Origin of the sequence: Paenibacillus cisolokensis, from assembly GCF_018403665.1 — a bacterium.
GTDB lineage: Bacteria > Bacillota > Bacilli > Paenibacillales > Paenibacillaceae > Paenibacillus_AH > Paenibacillus_AH cisolokensis.
Genome location: NZ_BOVJ01000162.1, coordinates 1 through 13,186, shown reverse-complemented (window position 1 = coordinate 13,186; position 13,186 = coordinate 1). Strand labels below are relative to the sequence as shown.

At 57.5% G+C, this 13,186-nt stretch carries 12 protein-coding genes and 2 pseudogenes; 12 read left to right on the top strand and 2 right to left on the bottom strand.

The genetic code is table 11. The features are described 5' to 3' along the window. From PACILC2_RS20705 to PACILC2_RS20695, 3 genes are all read left to right on the top strand, one after another. Window positions 1–734, top strand: a 734-nt coding sequence (locus PACILC2_RS20705; RefSeq protein ID WP_213530578.1) for an N-acetylmuramoyl-L-alanine amidase, incomplete at its 5' end; no start/stop codon positions are given. Between the two features lie 304 nt (window positions 735–1,038). Beyond that, window positions 1,039–1,614: a TetR/AcrR family transcriptional regulator gene (locus PACILC2_RS20700; RefSeq protein ID WP_213530576.1), complete on the top strand. Its 576-nt coding sequence runs from the start codon at window positions 1,039–1,041 to the stop codon at window positions 1,612–1,614. A gap of 95 nt (window positions 1,615–1,709) precedes the next feature. Further along, window positions 1,710–3,944 carry a YhgE/Pip domain-containing protein gene (locus PACILC2_RS20695; RefSeq protein ID WP_213530574.1) on the top strand — a complete coding sequence of 745 codons (2,235 nt, stop codon included), beginning with the start codon at window positions 1,710–1,712 and terminating at the stop codon, window positions 3,942–3,944. A gap of 109 nt (window positions 3,945–4,053) precedes the next feature. On the opposite strand, the gene PACILC2_RS20690 is transcribed toward PACILC2_RS20695, so the two are convergent. Beyond that, window positions 4,054–4,416 (bottom strand): spore coat protein, encoded by a 363-nt coding sequence (locus PACILC2_RS20690; protein WP_062489163.1) that lies wholly within the window; start codon window positions 4,414–4,416, stop codon window positions 4,054–4,056. Between the two features lie 15 nt (window positions 4,417–4,431). After that, a pseudogene (locus PACILC2_RS20685) lies at window positions 4,432–4,718 on the bottom strand (ferritin family protein). 316 nt (window positions 4,719–5,034) lie between these two features. On the opposite strand from PACILC2_RS20685, the gene PACILC2_RS20680 reads away from it, so the two are divergent. The 9 genes and pseudogenes from PACILC2_RS20680 (at window position 5,035) to PACILC2_RS20645 (ending at window position 12,782) form a co-directional block, all read left to right on the top strand. Further along, window positions 5,035–6,117, top strand: a complete 1,083-nt coding sequence (locus PACILC2_RS20680) for an ABC transporter substrate-binding protein (protein WP_213530572.1) — start codon at window positions 5,035–5,037, stop codon at window positions 6,115–6,117. Further along, the gene (locus tag PACILC2_RS20675; protein ID WP_213530570.1) at window positions 6,093–6,467 is read left to right on the top strand and encodes an ABC transporter ATP-binding protein; all 375 of its coding nucleotides are present in this window, start codon (window positions 6,093–6,095) and stop codon (window positions 6,465–6,467) included. The genes PACILC2_RS20680 and PACILC2_RS20675 overlap by 25 nt, the downstream gene beginning before the upstream one ends. Continuing rightward, complete coding sequence (locus tag PACILC2_RS28100) at window positions 6,464–7,177, top strand: ABC transporter ATP-binding protein (protein WP_213530568.1); 714 nt, start codon at window positions 6,464–6,466, stop codon at window positions 7,175–7,177. The genes PACILC2_RS20675 and PACILC2_RS28100 overlap by 4 nt, the downstream gene beginning before the upstream one ends. Before the next feature lie 21 nt (window positions 7,178–7,198). After that, on the top strand, window positions 7,199–8,014 hold the full coding sequence (locus PACILC2_RS20665; protein ID WP_213530566.1) for an ABC transporter permease: 816 nt from the start codon (window positions 7,199–7,201) through the stop codon (window positions 8,012–8,014). Further along, complete coding sequence (locus PACILC2_RS20660; RefSeq protein ID WP_062489153.1) at window positions 8,007–8,798, top strand: ABC transporter permease; 792 nt, start codon at window positions 8,007–8,009, stop codon at window positions 8,796–8,798. Before PACILC2_RS20665 ends, PACILC2_RS20660 begins: the two co-directional genes overlap by 8 nt. 39 nt (window positions 8,799–8,837) lie before the next feature. Continuing rightward, window positions 8,838–8,966: pseudogene (locus PACILC2_RS27370) on the top strand (arginase family protein); the annotation flags it as partial. Then, window positions 8,945–9,715: an agmatinase family protein gene (locus PACILC2_RS20655; RefSeq protein WP_244863696.1), complete on the top strand. Its 771-nt coding sequence runs from the start codon at window positions 8,945–8,947 to the stop codon at window positions 9,713–9,715. The pseudogene PACILC2_RS27370 and the gene PACILC2_RS20655, both read left to right, overlap by 22 nt. 437 nt (window positions 9,716–10,152) lie before the next feature. After that, window positions 10,153–10,734: a cysteine hydrolase family protein gene (locus PACILC2_RS20650; RefSeq protein ID WP_244863695.1), complete on the top strand. Its 582-nt coding sequence runs from the start codon at window positions 10,153–10,155 to the stop codon at window positions 10,732–10,734. Between the two features lie 17 nt (window positions 10,735–10,751). Then, on the top strand, window positions 10,752–12,782 hold the full coding sequence (locus PACILC2_RS20645) for an allophanate hydrolase (RefSeq protein ID WP_213530564.1): 2,031 nt from the start codon (window positions 10,752–10,754) through the stop codon (window positions 12,780–12,782). The last annotated feature ends 404 nt before the right edge of the window (window positions 12,783–13,186 follow it).

Genomic DNA, 13,186 nt, shown 5'->3' with positions numbered 1-13,186 from the left:
AGGTCGAAGCGGTATCGGAGGACGATCTGCAGCTGCCGGCCGATCTGCCGCGCCGGGTTGTCGAGCTTGCGGAACGGCTGGCCGCGGAAGCGGGGACCCCGGACCGCGAACGGGCTGATGCGTTCGTCTCGGTCCATTGCAACGCCGGCGGCGGTGCGGGCGGGTTCGAAACGTACATGTACAGCCGTTCGGCAAACCCGAACACCAGCGAATTGCAGCGCGTGCTCCATAGCGAAATCTGGCGGCGGATTAACCCGATTGGCGTCGATCGCGACCGCGGCCCCAAAAAAGCCGATCTGTACGTTTGCAGAGAGACGAACATGCCCGCCGTTCTGATCGAATGTCTGTTTATCGACGTGCCAGCCGACGCGGCCAAGCTTCGGCGCGCGGATGTTCTGGACGCCTTGGCCGACGGTATCGCTGCGGGACTGGGCTCATATTTCGGCTTGACGAGCGACAATCAGCCTGTCTCGGTCCGCATCGAAGTCAACGGCAAGTACGTCGCGAACGGCGACGCGATCGATGGTCGAACGTGGGGGCCAGCGCGTATTGTCGGCGAAGCGCTTGGCGCCAGTATCGGCTGGGTCGACCGAACCGTAACCGTCAATGGCGTAAAGCTGCCGACGCGATTGAGCGGAACTGCCGGCTGGGTGCCGTTGCGGCCGCTTGCCGATGTCGTCCGGGCCCGCATCTTATGGGACGGCAAGAGCAATACCGTAAAATTGAAAATGTGAACCGGCCTCCGCCTGCAAGAAACCATTCGAAAACATGATAGTCGGCGGCGGAGGCTGCCCTTTTTAACTTTGTCTGCCGCATCGTTCCTCCCGTACTCCCTTCCTCTTTGCTCGCACCTCGGCTTCAACAAGCTCCAAGCATATTCCAGGCATATATTTCGATCATGATGATAGCGTATCATTTTTCCAATCTATTATTCCGAACCATTGCTTGCCAAACGGCCAACAGCGTGCTACAATAGCTTCTGACTAAATGACTGATTTTGAATTTTGGTCATTCGGTCAGTCAGTCGGAGGTGGCGACATGTCAATTGACCGGCGGAAGATGATCGTGGATGCGGCGGCCAAGTCGTTTGCCTTGTTCGGGTATAAGGCGACGACGATGGATCAGGTGGCGAAAATCGCCAATGTCGGCAAAGGGACGATCTACACGTTTTTCTCCAACAAGGAAGAGCTGTTTCAGGAGATTATGAAGAGCCTGCTTACGGAGATGAAACAGGTGGCCGAAGCGGCGCTTGACCCGAATCTTACGTTTTTCGATAATTTGAACCGGGTGCTGCACAGGCTGCTCGATTTTCGGGAGCAGCACGAGCTGGCCATCAAGCTGTCCCAGGAGGTGCGGGACATCGGGACGCAGATGGCGCAGGAAGGTTTGCAGCTGATCGAAAAGTCGGTCATCGGCTATATTCGGCAGCAGGTGCAGAAAGCGATCGACAAAGGCGAGATCAAGCCATGCGATCCGGAGTTGACGGCTTTCGTTATGCTGAAGCTGTATATGGCGCTGGCGGCAGACTGGAGAAAGACGCACGAACCGCTCGATAAAGACCGCGTTGCAGAGCTGCTTTGCTTCTACTTAAAGGAAGGATTGGCTCCGGCATAGTGTCGGGAGCCGATTTTTTCGCCATAAATGACCAAATGACCATAACGGTCATAATGAACAAAACTGGTTGATAAATGCAAGAGGAGTGAGGTTTTATGTTTGCAAGCTTGAAGCAGTTCGGCAAAGAGATGGCTTCGATCGGCCGCAACCCGAAGGTGTTGATTCCGGTTATCGCCGTTCTGATGGTCCCGGTCATGTATACGGCGATGTTCCTCGGCGCATTCTGGGATCCGTACGGACGGCTCGAAGATTTGCCTGTGGCGGTCGTGAACGAGGACAAGGGCGCCGAATTTAACGGGAAGCAGCTGAAAATCGGCGAGGAGTTTGCCGGTCAGCTTAAAGAAAACCGCCAGTTCGACTGGAGGTTCGTGACGAAGGAAGAAGCGAAGGCGGGCTTGGAAAACAATACTTATTATATGGCCATTGAAATTCCGGAGGATTTCTCCGAGAAAACGACGACGCTGACGTCGGACCATCCGACTGCGGCAAAGCTGAAGTTCCTTCAGAACGAAGGCTACAATTTCCTGGCATCCCAGATCGGCAACTCGGCCGTAGAGAAGATGAAGGCGATGCTCAATAAAGAAGTGACGCAAGCCTACGCGCGCGCCGTCTTCGAACAATTGGGCGAGATGGCCGGCGGCATCAGCGCCGCAAGCGAAGGAGCCGGACAGCTCGCGGACGGCACGGCGCAGGCGAAGGACGGGATGGCCCAGCTTGTGCGGCATTTGAATCGGCTTGCATCAGGTTCCGTCTCGCTGCAGGACGGCGTTGCGGAGCTTCGGAAGGGAGGAGCCGGCCTGAATGACGGCGCCGCCTCGCTTCGCGATGGGGCGAACGGTCTGGCGGCCGGCCTTGACTCGCTGTACGAAGCGCATGGGCAGCTTGAATCGGGGGCGGCGTCGCTCCGGACGGGCGCCGAATCGCTTCACGGCGGTGCGGCTGAGCTTAGCGCCGGGCTGGATCAACTCGCCAAGGCAGGCGGCCAGCTTGTCGCGGGCGCGAGCGACGCGGAACAGGCGTCCGGCCGGCTGGCCCGGGGGCTGGCGCAATTGACGGACGCCTCGGCGAAGCTGGAGGCTGGATCGGACAGCCTTGCCCAAGGACTGGCGCGTCTTGCCGAGGCCAATCCTCAGCTGGCGGAAAGTGAAGAATTTCAAGCGCTGCTTGCGGCAGGCAAACAGCTTGCCGCCGGTGCGGCCGACGCGAAGCAGGCTCAGCAGCAGCTGAGCGGCGGCGCCGAAGAGCTGCATAACGGGCTTGCCGAATTGACAAACGGCTTATCCGCGTTTGACGGGAAGCTGAAGGAGGCGCAGGCGGGCGGCCGGAAGCTTGCGGAAGGCGGCAAGACGCTGTCGGCGGGAGCCGAACGGCTGGCAGCGGGCATGAAGCAGTTCGGCGCCAAGCTGGCCGAAGCCAGAGATGGCGGCAAGTCGCTTGCCGCCGGTGCGCAACAATTGGCGGGCGGCGCCGGCAAGCTGGAGCAAGGACTGAATTCGCTTGCCTCCAGCGTCGTACCGTTCGTCGACGGTTCCGAACAGCTGGAGAGCGGAGCGAAGCAGGTGTTCTCGGGACTGATCAAACTGGACGACGGCACCCATGAACTGTCCGGCAAGCTGGGAAATGCGGCATCCAAAGCTTCGGATCTGCACGTCTCCGATGCGATGTACGACATGTTTGCCGAGCCGATCGAGCTCGATATGCAAAAAGTGAGCGAGGTGCCCAATTACGGCACAGGCTTTGCGCCATATTTCCTGTCGCTTGGGCTGTATGTAGGGGCGCTGCTGCTCAGCATCGTCTATACGATGCGCGAACCGGCTGTTCCTCCGGTGAACGGCCGCAGCTGGTTTATTAGCAAAGCACTCACGGTTGCGGCTGTCGGCATTATCCAGGCATTGATCGCGGACGCGGTGCTGCTGTGGGTGCTCGGTCTGGAAGTGAAGAGCGTCCCGCTGTTCATCCTGTTCTCGATCATCACAAGTCTGACGTATATGATGCTCATTCAGTTCCTGGTGACGACGATGCAGCATCCCGGACGCTTCATTGCGATCGTCCTGCTGATCCTCCAGCTGACGAGCTCGGCCGGTACGTTCCCGCTCGAGCTGATTCCGGGCTGGCTGCAGCATGTAACGCCATGGCTGCCGATGACTTACTCGGTCGCCGGGCTGAAAGATGTCATTTCGAGCGGCGATTTCGGCTCGATGTGGACGCAGGCCTCCTGGCTTGGCGTATTCGCGGCGTCGTTTGCGGCGATGACGTTGGTTTACTTCGTCATGGCGCATCGCAGCAGCCGGCGATCCGCTTCGGAGGACCACACATCCGCAGCGATTTGAGTTCGCAAAAATTTGGCGGCAGAAGTCCGGCCTTGACGGCTGACGGACTTCTGCCGCTTTCGTTTGCGGCCGGTTGCCGAGCGGCGTCCCGCCGTCCCGTCGACCGCTTTTACTGCAACGATGTTGCCGGATACGGGAACTGGCTCGAGTAGCCGCTAAACTGCTGATAAGCCTGATCGAGCTCGGTCTGCTGCGCCGCTTCGAGCTTGTAGTACCCGTTTCTGAACATGACCTCGAACAGCTCGTATTGGCATTGGTGCGTTTCGTTCAGGATCGTCATAATATCCTGATGAAGCGCCGGATGGCTTGCTTCTCTGGCGGAGACGTTAAAGCTGTCGGTCAAATACTTTTCCAATGCCAGGATGTCGTTGAGCCGGTCGCGGTCGTTCATTTCCGGACCTTTCACTTGCGGTTCGCCCGGCGGCTTCGGGTTCTGGATCGTCATCGGGTTTTGATTTTGGTTTTGATTCATGGTCGCTCCTCCAATTTATGATGTCATCTGCGGTATTTTCGCCAGCGCCGCGTTATTATTGTTTTGCAGATGCTTGAGCAGCAACTGGTAGTGCCGCTGGTGCATCTGTCCCGCCTTGTCGATCGCCTGCCGGATTTCCGGGTTGGTGCATTGTTGGGCGGATTGGCGGCATTTTTCATCGCGATCAGCTCCCAGGAAAGCTGGTCCTTTAAATACAGACAGTCTTTCGTCGTGACGACCTGGGGCGGCTGCATCATGACAGGCTGCTGCTGTTGTTGGCCTTGCATTTGATTTTGCTGCATTTCTCATCCCTCTTTTTCACCAAAGTTTGCCCTCGCCGAGTAGGATTCCCTATCGCTTGAACGGATATCCGCATCTGGAAAACGGGTGGATTAGGGGATGATTCCCGGAATGATCTCCAGCAATCGAGTTTGTTACAATTAATTTACATAAATTAACTTAAGTACAATTTATTACAATTCAATCAAAGTTACACTTCGTAACTTTTTCTGGCGATTCAATATTGACAACACATATTTTATAATTTAGTCTGAAATAAGTATAAATATATATGCAGCGAATCGAATAAGTCTGCAATCTTGAGGAGGAAACGGCAAGGTGCGCGCAGGTGGCAGAAGAAAGTATACAACAAAAGCAATTTTATCGATTATTTTGGCCTCTGTATTGATGATTGCGGGCTGCGGAGATTCGAAATCGTCCGAAGGGTCGGGGAACGGTTCGGAATCGTCGGGCAAATCGGAGCTCGTCGTCACGTCGTTCGGGGGCAAATATGACGAAGTATTCAAGAAATATGTAGTAGAACCGTTCGAAGCGGCAAATCCCGGCGTAAAAGTTACGCTCGCGCCTTACACCGGCGTTGCGAAGCTGGCACAGGGCGGGGGCGAGCAGATCGACGTTGTGCAGCTGGACGACTTCGATCTGATCGAGGCCGGCAATAAGCAATTGCTGCAGCCGCTGAAGAAGGAGGCGTTCACGCAGTGGGACAACCTCTATCCGCAGGCGTTCCTGAACGGCTCCGACAACGAAACGTACGGCTTGACGAATGTGTTCGGTTCTTGGGGCATAGCGTACAACCCGGATAAAGTGGACAAGCCCGAGTCGTGGAACGATCTGTGGGCGCCGGAAGTGCAAGGCAAAGTCGCGCTGATGAGTCAGTGGATTCCGGATATTTTGCTGACGGCCAAAGCGGTGAATGCGACCGAAGACAATATGGACCCGGTATGGGAAGCGTTCAAAGCGATCACACCTTCGGTGGCCCAGTATTATTCGTCGTTCTCGGCGCCGGAGTCGCTGTTCGGCACGGGCGAAATTACGATGGCCGCCTGGTTCGACGGCCGCGCCATCGCGCTCAAGGAAGCCGGGCAAAGCGTCGATTTCGTCATTCCGAAAGAAGGCGGCGTGCTCATTCGCAGCGGTCTTGGCGTACTGAAAAGCAGTAAAAATCAGGAGCTCGCCCAGAAGCTGATCGACTTCAGTCTGACGCCGGAAGCGCAGAAAGGCTTCGCCGAAGAGCTGTTCTACGGTCCGACCAACGAAACGGTCGAGCTGGAGGCGGAACTGCAAAAGAAAGTCGTATACGGCAAAGAAAGCCTTGATCAGTTGCTGGCTCCGGACTGGAACTCGCTGCTATCAAAGAGAGAGGATTGGCTGACCAAATGGACAGAGGCAACCATGCAATAAAAGGAATCAGTCTGCAGCAAATCAAAAAAGTCTACCATGACAACGTCGTCGTGGAAAGCGTCGATCTGGAATTGGCCGAAGGCCAATTCCTTTGTTTGCTTGGACCGAGCGGATCGGGGAAGACGACGCTGCTCCGGATGATTGCCGGTCTGGTCAAGCCCGACGGAGGACGGATGCTGCTGAACGGAGAAGATATTGTTTCGGTTCCCGCGAACAAGCGCAATTTCGGGATGGTCTTCCAGCAGTACGCGCTGTTTCCGCATATGACGGTCTGGGATAATGTTGCGTACGGCTTGAAGGCGCGCGGCGAAAAAGCGCGGTCATCAAGGAGAAGGTCGAAAAGTACTTGAAGCTGGTCGATCTCGAGCATCTGGCGAAGCGGAAGCCGAGGGCGCTCTCCGGCGGCCAGCAGCAGCGGGTCAGTCTCGCGCGGGCGCTGGCTGTGGAGCCGGTGCTGATGCTGTTCGACGAGCCGCTGTCCAACCTGGACGCCCGTCTGAAAGAACTGATGCTGAAGGAAATCCGCGCGCTGCATCGTTCGCTCGGTTTCACCGCCGTCTTCGTCACCCATGATCAGAACGAAGCGCTGTATCTGGCCGACAAAATCGCGGTGCTGAACAAAGGCCGCATCGAGCAGCTCGGATCGCCGGAAGAGATTGTGAGCCGGCCGGCCACGCCGTTCGTCGCCGACTTCTTCGGCTATACGAACCGGCTTGCCGACGCCCGCCTGATCGAACCCGGCAAAGCGCAGGTCGGACCGATGACGCTGCCGGTCGGGCATACCGGAAGCGGCTGCAAGCCCGGCGATCGGGGCGTCGTGCTATTGCGCCCGAACGCGGTGCAGGTCGAAGACGGTGGCTCGGGGCGCGATGCGGTGGCGGCGACTGTGCTGGACAGCCGTTATTATGGCGGTGTAACGGAATACCGCTTGCGGCTGGAAGGGTATTCCGCAGACGATATAACGGCGGTCGTGCCGCGGCTCGTTCAACCTTTGCCTGCCGAAGGCACGCAGGTTCGGGTTCATTTTGTCCCGGATTCCATCGCTTTTTTTCATGAATAGTAGGTGAGCTTGATGCCGAGGATGAAACGGTTTTACAGTGTGCTGGGATGGATCGCCATCATCTATATGGCGGCTTTGTTTTTATATCCGCTCGCGAACGTTTTGACGACGAGCCTGAACGACAACGGGTCGTTTTCCCTGGAGCAGTACGCGAAAGTATTCTCTTCCGACGTTTATATGAAGGTGCTCGGCCGGACGATGTGGATCGCCGCGGTCAGCACCGTGATTTCGATCGTATTGGGGTATGCGCTCGCTTATTTTATCGCCACGAGACGCCCCGGGTCGCAGGGACTGTGGCTCATGCTGATCATTTCGCCGATGTTCATGAGCCTGACGGTGCGGCTGTACGGCTGGATGATCGTGTTGAGCAACGAAGGTCCGGTTGCCGCGGCCTCGAAGCTGCTTCATTTCAGTCAGGAAGTATCGCTGTTGTTCTCCAATTTTTCCGTGATCGTCGGCATCGTCCATTATGTGCTGCCGTTCGTTGTATTAAATATTTATACATCGCTGAAAAAGCTGAATCCTGCCGTGCTCGAGGCGTCGATGATGCTTGGGGCATCGGGGGCGCGGACGTTCTGGCACATTACGTTCCCCTTGTCGTTGCCGGGCGTTTTCGCCGGAGGATCGATCGCATTCGCGCTCGCGGCCAACACCTTCCTTGTGCCGGTTATGCTTGGCGGGCCGAAGACGAACCTGCTGTCCAACATGGCCTACAACGCCACCGTTACGATCGGCAACTTCGGATTGGGCTCGGCGCTGTCGATCGTGCTGCTGATCATCGTCGTCATCGTGCTCGTGCTGTTCGGCATTTTGGAGAGGAGGGGGCATCATGCGTAGCGGTCTCAAAGCGGTTGGCTACGTCATTATCGCGCTTCTCCTGTTGTTCATATTGGCTCCGATGCTCGTTATTTTGCCGGTTTCGTTCGGCAGCTCGGGGATGTTTCAATTTCCGCCCAGCGGCTTCTCCATAGACCGGTACAGCGCCCTGTTTGCGGACGACCGCATCATGTCCTCGATCTGGCTCAGCTTGACAATCGCCCTCGTATCCACCTTGATCGCGGTGCTCGTCGGCGTGCTGGCCGCGGTCGGCATCGTACGCGGAGGCATGCCGTTCAAGGGAATGCTCGAGTCGTTCTTTCTCGGGCCGCTTATCGTGCCGCTTGTCACGACAGGGATCGGCTTTCTGATCATATTCGTGCCGATGGGCATTGTCGGTTCGCCGGTCAGCATCGCGCTGGCGCACTCCGTCGTCATTTGCCCGTATGTGGTCCGGATCGCGACCGCAACGTTGCGGCAGCTTGATCCGGCGCTGGAGGAAGCGGCGATCGTCCACGGGGCCAAGGAAGGCTATGCGTTCCGCACCGTCGTGCTGCCCCAACTGGTGCCGGCGATGATATCCGGCGGGATGCTTGCACTGCTCGTATCGATCGACGAGTACACCGTGACCAGCTTTCTGATCCAGGCGAATACGATTACGCTGCCGATCCGGATCTATCAGCTCGTTTCGCTGGATATCAATCCGGTCGTGACGGCGCTCGCGGGCTTGACGGTCATTTTGTCCTTTATCGTCATTTTTGTGTTGGAGAAAAAGTTCGTCATTCACAAATATCTGGAAATGTAACCCGGCTCGGCTCGAGCCGAAGAAAGGAAGCGCATCACAGTGAACAATCAAAACTTCGGCATTATCGGATTTCCGTGGGACGGCGGCGCATCGCTGGGAAGACCGGGAGCGCGGTACGCGCCGAAAGCGATTCGCGAGAACGCGCAGTGGCTGATCAACCGGATTCAGGACGGCAAAGTGTACAACGTGGAGAAACGGGAATTGATCGACCTGAACGAATCAAAATTATCGATTACGGCGATATCGACATTGTGGCTTACAGCACAGAAGCGACATTTGCCAACGCCGAGAAGCGGATCGGCGAGGTGCTGGACAAAGGCGACTTCCCGTTCATTCTGGGCGGCGACCATTCGATCTCGTATCCCGGCATCAAGGCGCTGCATGACCGGACGGAAGGCAAAGTCGGCATTATCCAGTTCGACTCGCATCTCGATCTGGTCGACGATTCGCCTGTTCAGGGCAAATTTTCGCAAAGCAGCCAAATCCGCAGAGCGCTTGAGCTGCCGAGAGTCGCGCCGGAGAATATCGTCCAGATCGGCGTCCGGAGCTACAATTATCCGTGGTACGGGCAATATTTGCAAGAGACAGGCATTGTGCAAATTACGGCGCGCGAAGTGCACGGCATGAGCGCGGAGGAAGTTGTTCGGATCGCCCTTGAAGCATGCAAGAACGTCGACCGGATCTATCTGACGTTCGATATTGACGTGCTCGATCCGGCATTCGCGCCGGGGTCCGGCGCCAATGAGCCGGGAGGACTGACGTCGGCGCAATGCTTCGCCATTCTGGACGGATTGTATCCGCACATCCATGCGATGGACATCGCGGAAGTCAATCCGCTGTACGACCCGCAGCAAATTACAAGCAGCATGGCGGCCCGCCTGCTGTTCGACTGCCTGACCGTGAGAGCGAAAGGCTGACGGAGCTGAAGCTTCGATACGGGCTCGTTTCGGCTTGCGCGAGCCAGGGCGAAAAGACATCTTGACGAAGACGATAACGGAGACGCCTTAACAGAGACACCTTAACGGTGTCTTTTTTTATTGGCTAAAACCGCACGCACGAGCAAAATGTCGAGCTGGGCTCGTCGTCAAAAGACAAAGTTGTGGATGAAAAATAAAAATTTCCGTTTCGATCTGTTATCCGTGAACAATGACGCCAATCACTGTGGCGTTATATAATATAACATATATGGAACTATACTTTACACAAAAGTGACAAGAAAAGAGGCGATATGCGTGTTTATTCCAGGGAACCCGTATCCGTACCCTTATGACGGAGATTTCAGAGCCGACAATACGGCTTTGCTCGTCATCGACATGCAGACGGATTTTGCGGCAAAGGCGGATATGTCGACCGGATGGGATACGACATTTCGCTCACCCGGCGGGCGATCGCGCCGATCGGGCGTCTGCTTGAAGCAGCCCGGGCGATTCCGGGCTTCACCATCATCCATACCCGCGAAGGCCATCGGCCGGACCTGTCGGACCTGCCCGCGAACAAGAGGTGGCGCAGCAGGCAGATCGGAGCGGAAATCGGATCGGAAGGTCCCGCGGGCAAAATTCTGGTCCGGGGCGAGCCGGGATGGGACATTATCGAGGAGCTCGCTCCGCTGCCGGGCGAAATCATTATCGATAAGCCCGGAAAAGGAAGTTTCTATGCGACCGACCTCGATCTCATTTTGCGGACGCGCGGCATCCGGAATTTGATTCTGACCGGCATCACGACCGACGTCTGCGTGCACACGACGATGCGCGAGGCGAATGACCGCGGGTACGAATGTCTCATTCTCGAGGATTGCACGGGGGCCACGGACATGGACAACCATTTGGCCGCGCTGAAAATGGTCACGATGCAGGGCGGAGTGTTCGGAGTCGTATCCGATTCGGAGAAGGTGATTCCGGCTCTTCGTTCGTTGGCGCGGCAGACGGAGAACAATTAAGGGGGTGAATCGTTTATATGGGAAAACGATTCGTGCCGCGCAAGCTGACCGTAAATTCGCTCCGGAAGGGATATCTTGCCCGAAATATAACGCCGGAAGACGTCGTGGGCTGCATTATCGAAAGGTCCGTCGCCGACGCGGACATGAATATTTGGATTACGCCGCCGCGCATGGAACGGATACGCCCGTATATCGAGCGGCTTGCCGCGCTCGATCCCGCTAAGACGCCGCTGTGGGGCATTCCGTTCGCGATCAAGGACAACATCGATTGGGCCGGGGTGCCGACGACAGCAGGCTGTCCCGATTTCCAGTATGTGCCGGCGGAGCATGCGTCGGCAGTCGCCCGTCTGATCGAGGCGGGCGCCATCCCGCTCGGCAAGACGAATCTGGATCAATTCGCTACCGGACTCGTCGGTACGAGGAGCCCGTACGGGGAAACCCATAATGCGCTGCGCCCCGAATTGATCAGCGGCGGTTCGAGCTCCGGCTCCGCCGTTGCGGTGGCGCGCGGGCAGGCGGCATTCGCGCTCGGGACGGATACGGCCGGATCGGGGCGGGTGCCGGCGGCGCTGAACGGCCTTGTCGGCTTCAAGCCGACAATAGGCGCCTGGCCGACCAAAGGTGTCGTGCCGGCGTGCGCCAGTCTCGATTGCGTCACGGTATTCGCGCATTCTGCGGAAGAGGCGCTGCAGGTGGACCGGGTGCTTCGCGGGCCCGACCCCGCCGATCCGTGGTCGCGAAGCGTTGCGCCGCCGCTGCCGCGGATGCCGCACAAGCTCTGCTTGCCGGGGGAACCGTTGCGCTTTTACGGTCCGTACGCCGTGGAGTATGCCCAAGCCTGGGAGGCTGCGGTCGACCGCTTGAAACATTTGAACGTCGAGATCGAATATGTCGACATCCGGCTGTTCGCCCGGGCAGCTGCGATGCTGTACGACGGTCCTTACGTCGGGGAACGGTGGGCCAGCCTGGGAGGTTTTATCGACGACCATCCCGGAAGCGTGTTGCCGGTTACGGAACAGGTGCTGCGGTCCGGAGCGGCCGCGCGTTATGGAGCCGCTTCCGTATTCCGCGCTCAGCATCAGCTGCAGGAGATGAAGCTGGAAGCGCGCAAGCTGCTGGAACGCGCGGTGCTCGTGCTGCCGACGGCAGGAGGAACGTGGTCGCGCGAACAAGTGCGGGAGAGTCCGATCGAGACGAACAGCGAAATGGGCCGCTACACCAATCATTGCAATTTGCTCGATCTGTGCGCGCTTGCCGTGCCTGCAGGAGAGGCGGCGGACGGGTTGCCTTTCGGTATTACGCTGTTCGCGCTGGCGGAGGACGAAGGTCTGCTGTTCGGTCTGGAACGCCGTTTATCCGGAGGAGATCGGAAAGTAGTAGCTTCGAGGGATGTGCCGAACGCCGCAGTGGGGGATATAACTGGGAATGTACCGGTTGCTGCGTCAGGGGATATAACCGGGAGTGTATCTGCTGCTGTATCGGGGGATGTAATCGGGAAGGTACCGGCCCCCGTAGCGGGGGATAGAACGGTGGATGCACCGGCTGTTGTATCGGGAGATATAACCGGGAATATACCGGCTGCTGCATCGGGGGATGCGCGAAACGATATGCCGGAGGATATACCGAATGATGTGCCGGCGTGTTCGGAGACGACCGAAAGCGGCGGCGCCCGGGCGGGCGTGCTTGTCGCGGTATGCGGTCTGCATATGCGCGGTTATCCGCTTGAAAGCCAGATGCGGGAGCTGGGTGCGCGATTTGTGCGCGAAGACCGGACGGCGGCCAAATACCGGATGATCAGGCTGCCGTCGACGCCGGCGAAGCCGGGGCTGATCAAGCAATGGCGCGGCGGTTCGTCGATTGCGATCGAAGTTTGGGAAATGCCTGCCGAGTCGTTCGGGCCGTTCGTATCTGCCATTCCGGCGCCGCTCGGCATCGGCAAGGTGGAGCTTCAGGACGGGACGGAAATTCCGGGCTTTATTTGCGAAGCGTACGCGGAGAACGAGGCGGAGGATATTACCTGCTACGGCGGATGGCGGGCGGCAACATAGTGTTTAGATGGAACAAAGACTATTTCCCGGTGCGGGAATAGTCTTATTTTGTAATGAGAGAAAGTATAAAATTCACTTCCTAATTTACCTGTCTAATCGTTCTCCCGTCCGTTGGTGCGCCATCATTTCCGTCAAATCGTCACCCGTCGTTGGTGCGCCATCGTCTTGCGTCTAATCGTTCTCCCGTCCGTTGGTGCGCCATCGTCTTACGTCTAATCGTCTCCGGTCTGTCGGTGCGCCTCGTCTTCCGTCTAATTATCGTCCGTCCGTCGATGCGCCATCTTCTTCCGTCAAATCGTCTTCGGTTCGTCGATGTGTCCTGCCTTCCGTCATTGTCGCCCGTCTGTTGGTGGCCCTGCCTTCAGCGTCCCGTCTCCCGGCAGATTGCTTTGGCGAAATCCTGC

Coding starts and splice junctions, on each gene's coding strand:
- PACILC2_RS20650 (WP_244863695.1), top strand. CDS start 10,153: ATGGGATACGACATTTCGCTCACCCGGCGGGCGATCGCGCCGATCGGG.
- PACILC2_RS20645 (WP_213530564.1), top strand. CDS start 10,752: ATGGGAAAACGATTCGTGCCGCGCAAGCTGACCGTAAATTCGCTCCGG.
- PACILC2_RS20700 (WP_213530576.1), top strand. CDS start 1,039: ATGTCAATTGACCGGCGGAAGATGATCGTGGATGCGGCGGCCAAGTCG.
- PACILC2_RS20695 (WP_213530574.1), top strand. CDS start 1,710: ATGTTTGCAAGCTTGAAGCAGTTCGGCAAAGAGATGGCTTCGATCGGC.
- PACILC2_RS20675 (WP_213530570.1), top strand. CDS start 6,093: ATGGACAGAGGCAACCATGCAATAAAAGGAATCAGTCTGCAGCAAATC.
- PACILC2_RS20690 (WP_062489163.1), bottom strand. CDS start 4,416: ATGAATCAAAACCAAAATCAAAACCCGATGACGATCCAGAACCCGAAG.
- PACILC2_RS20665 (WP_213530566.1), top strand. CDS start 7,199: ATGAAACGGTTTTACAGTGTGCTGGGATGGATCGCCATCATCTATATG.
- PACILC2_RS20660 (WP_062489153.1), top strand. CDS start 8,007: ATGCGTAGCGGTCTCAAAGCGGTTGGCTACGTCATTATCGCGCTTCTC.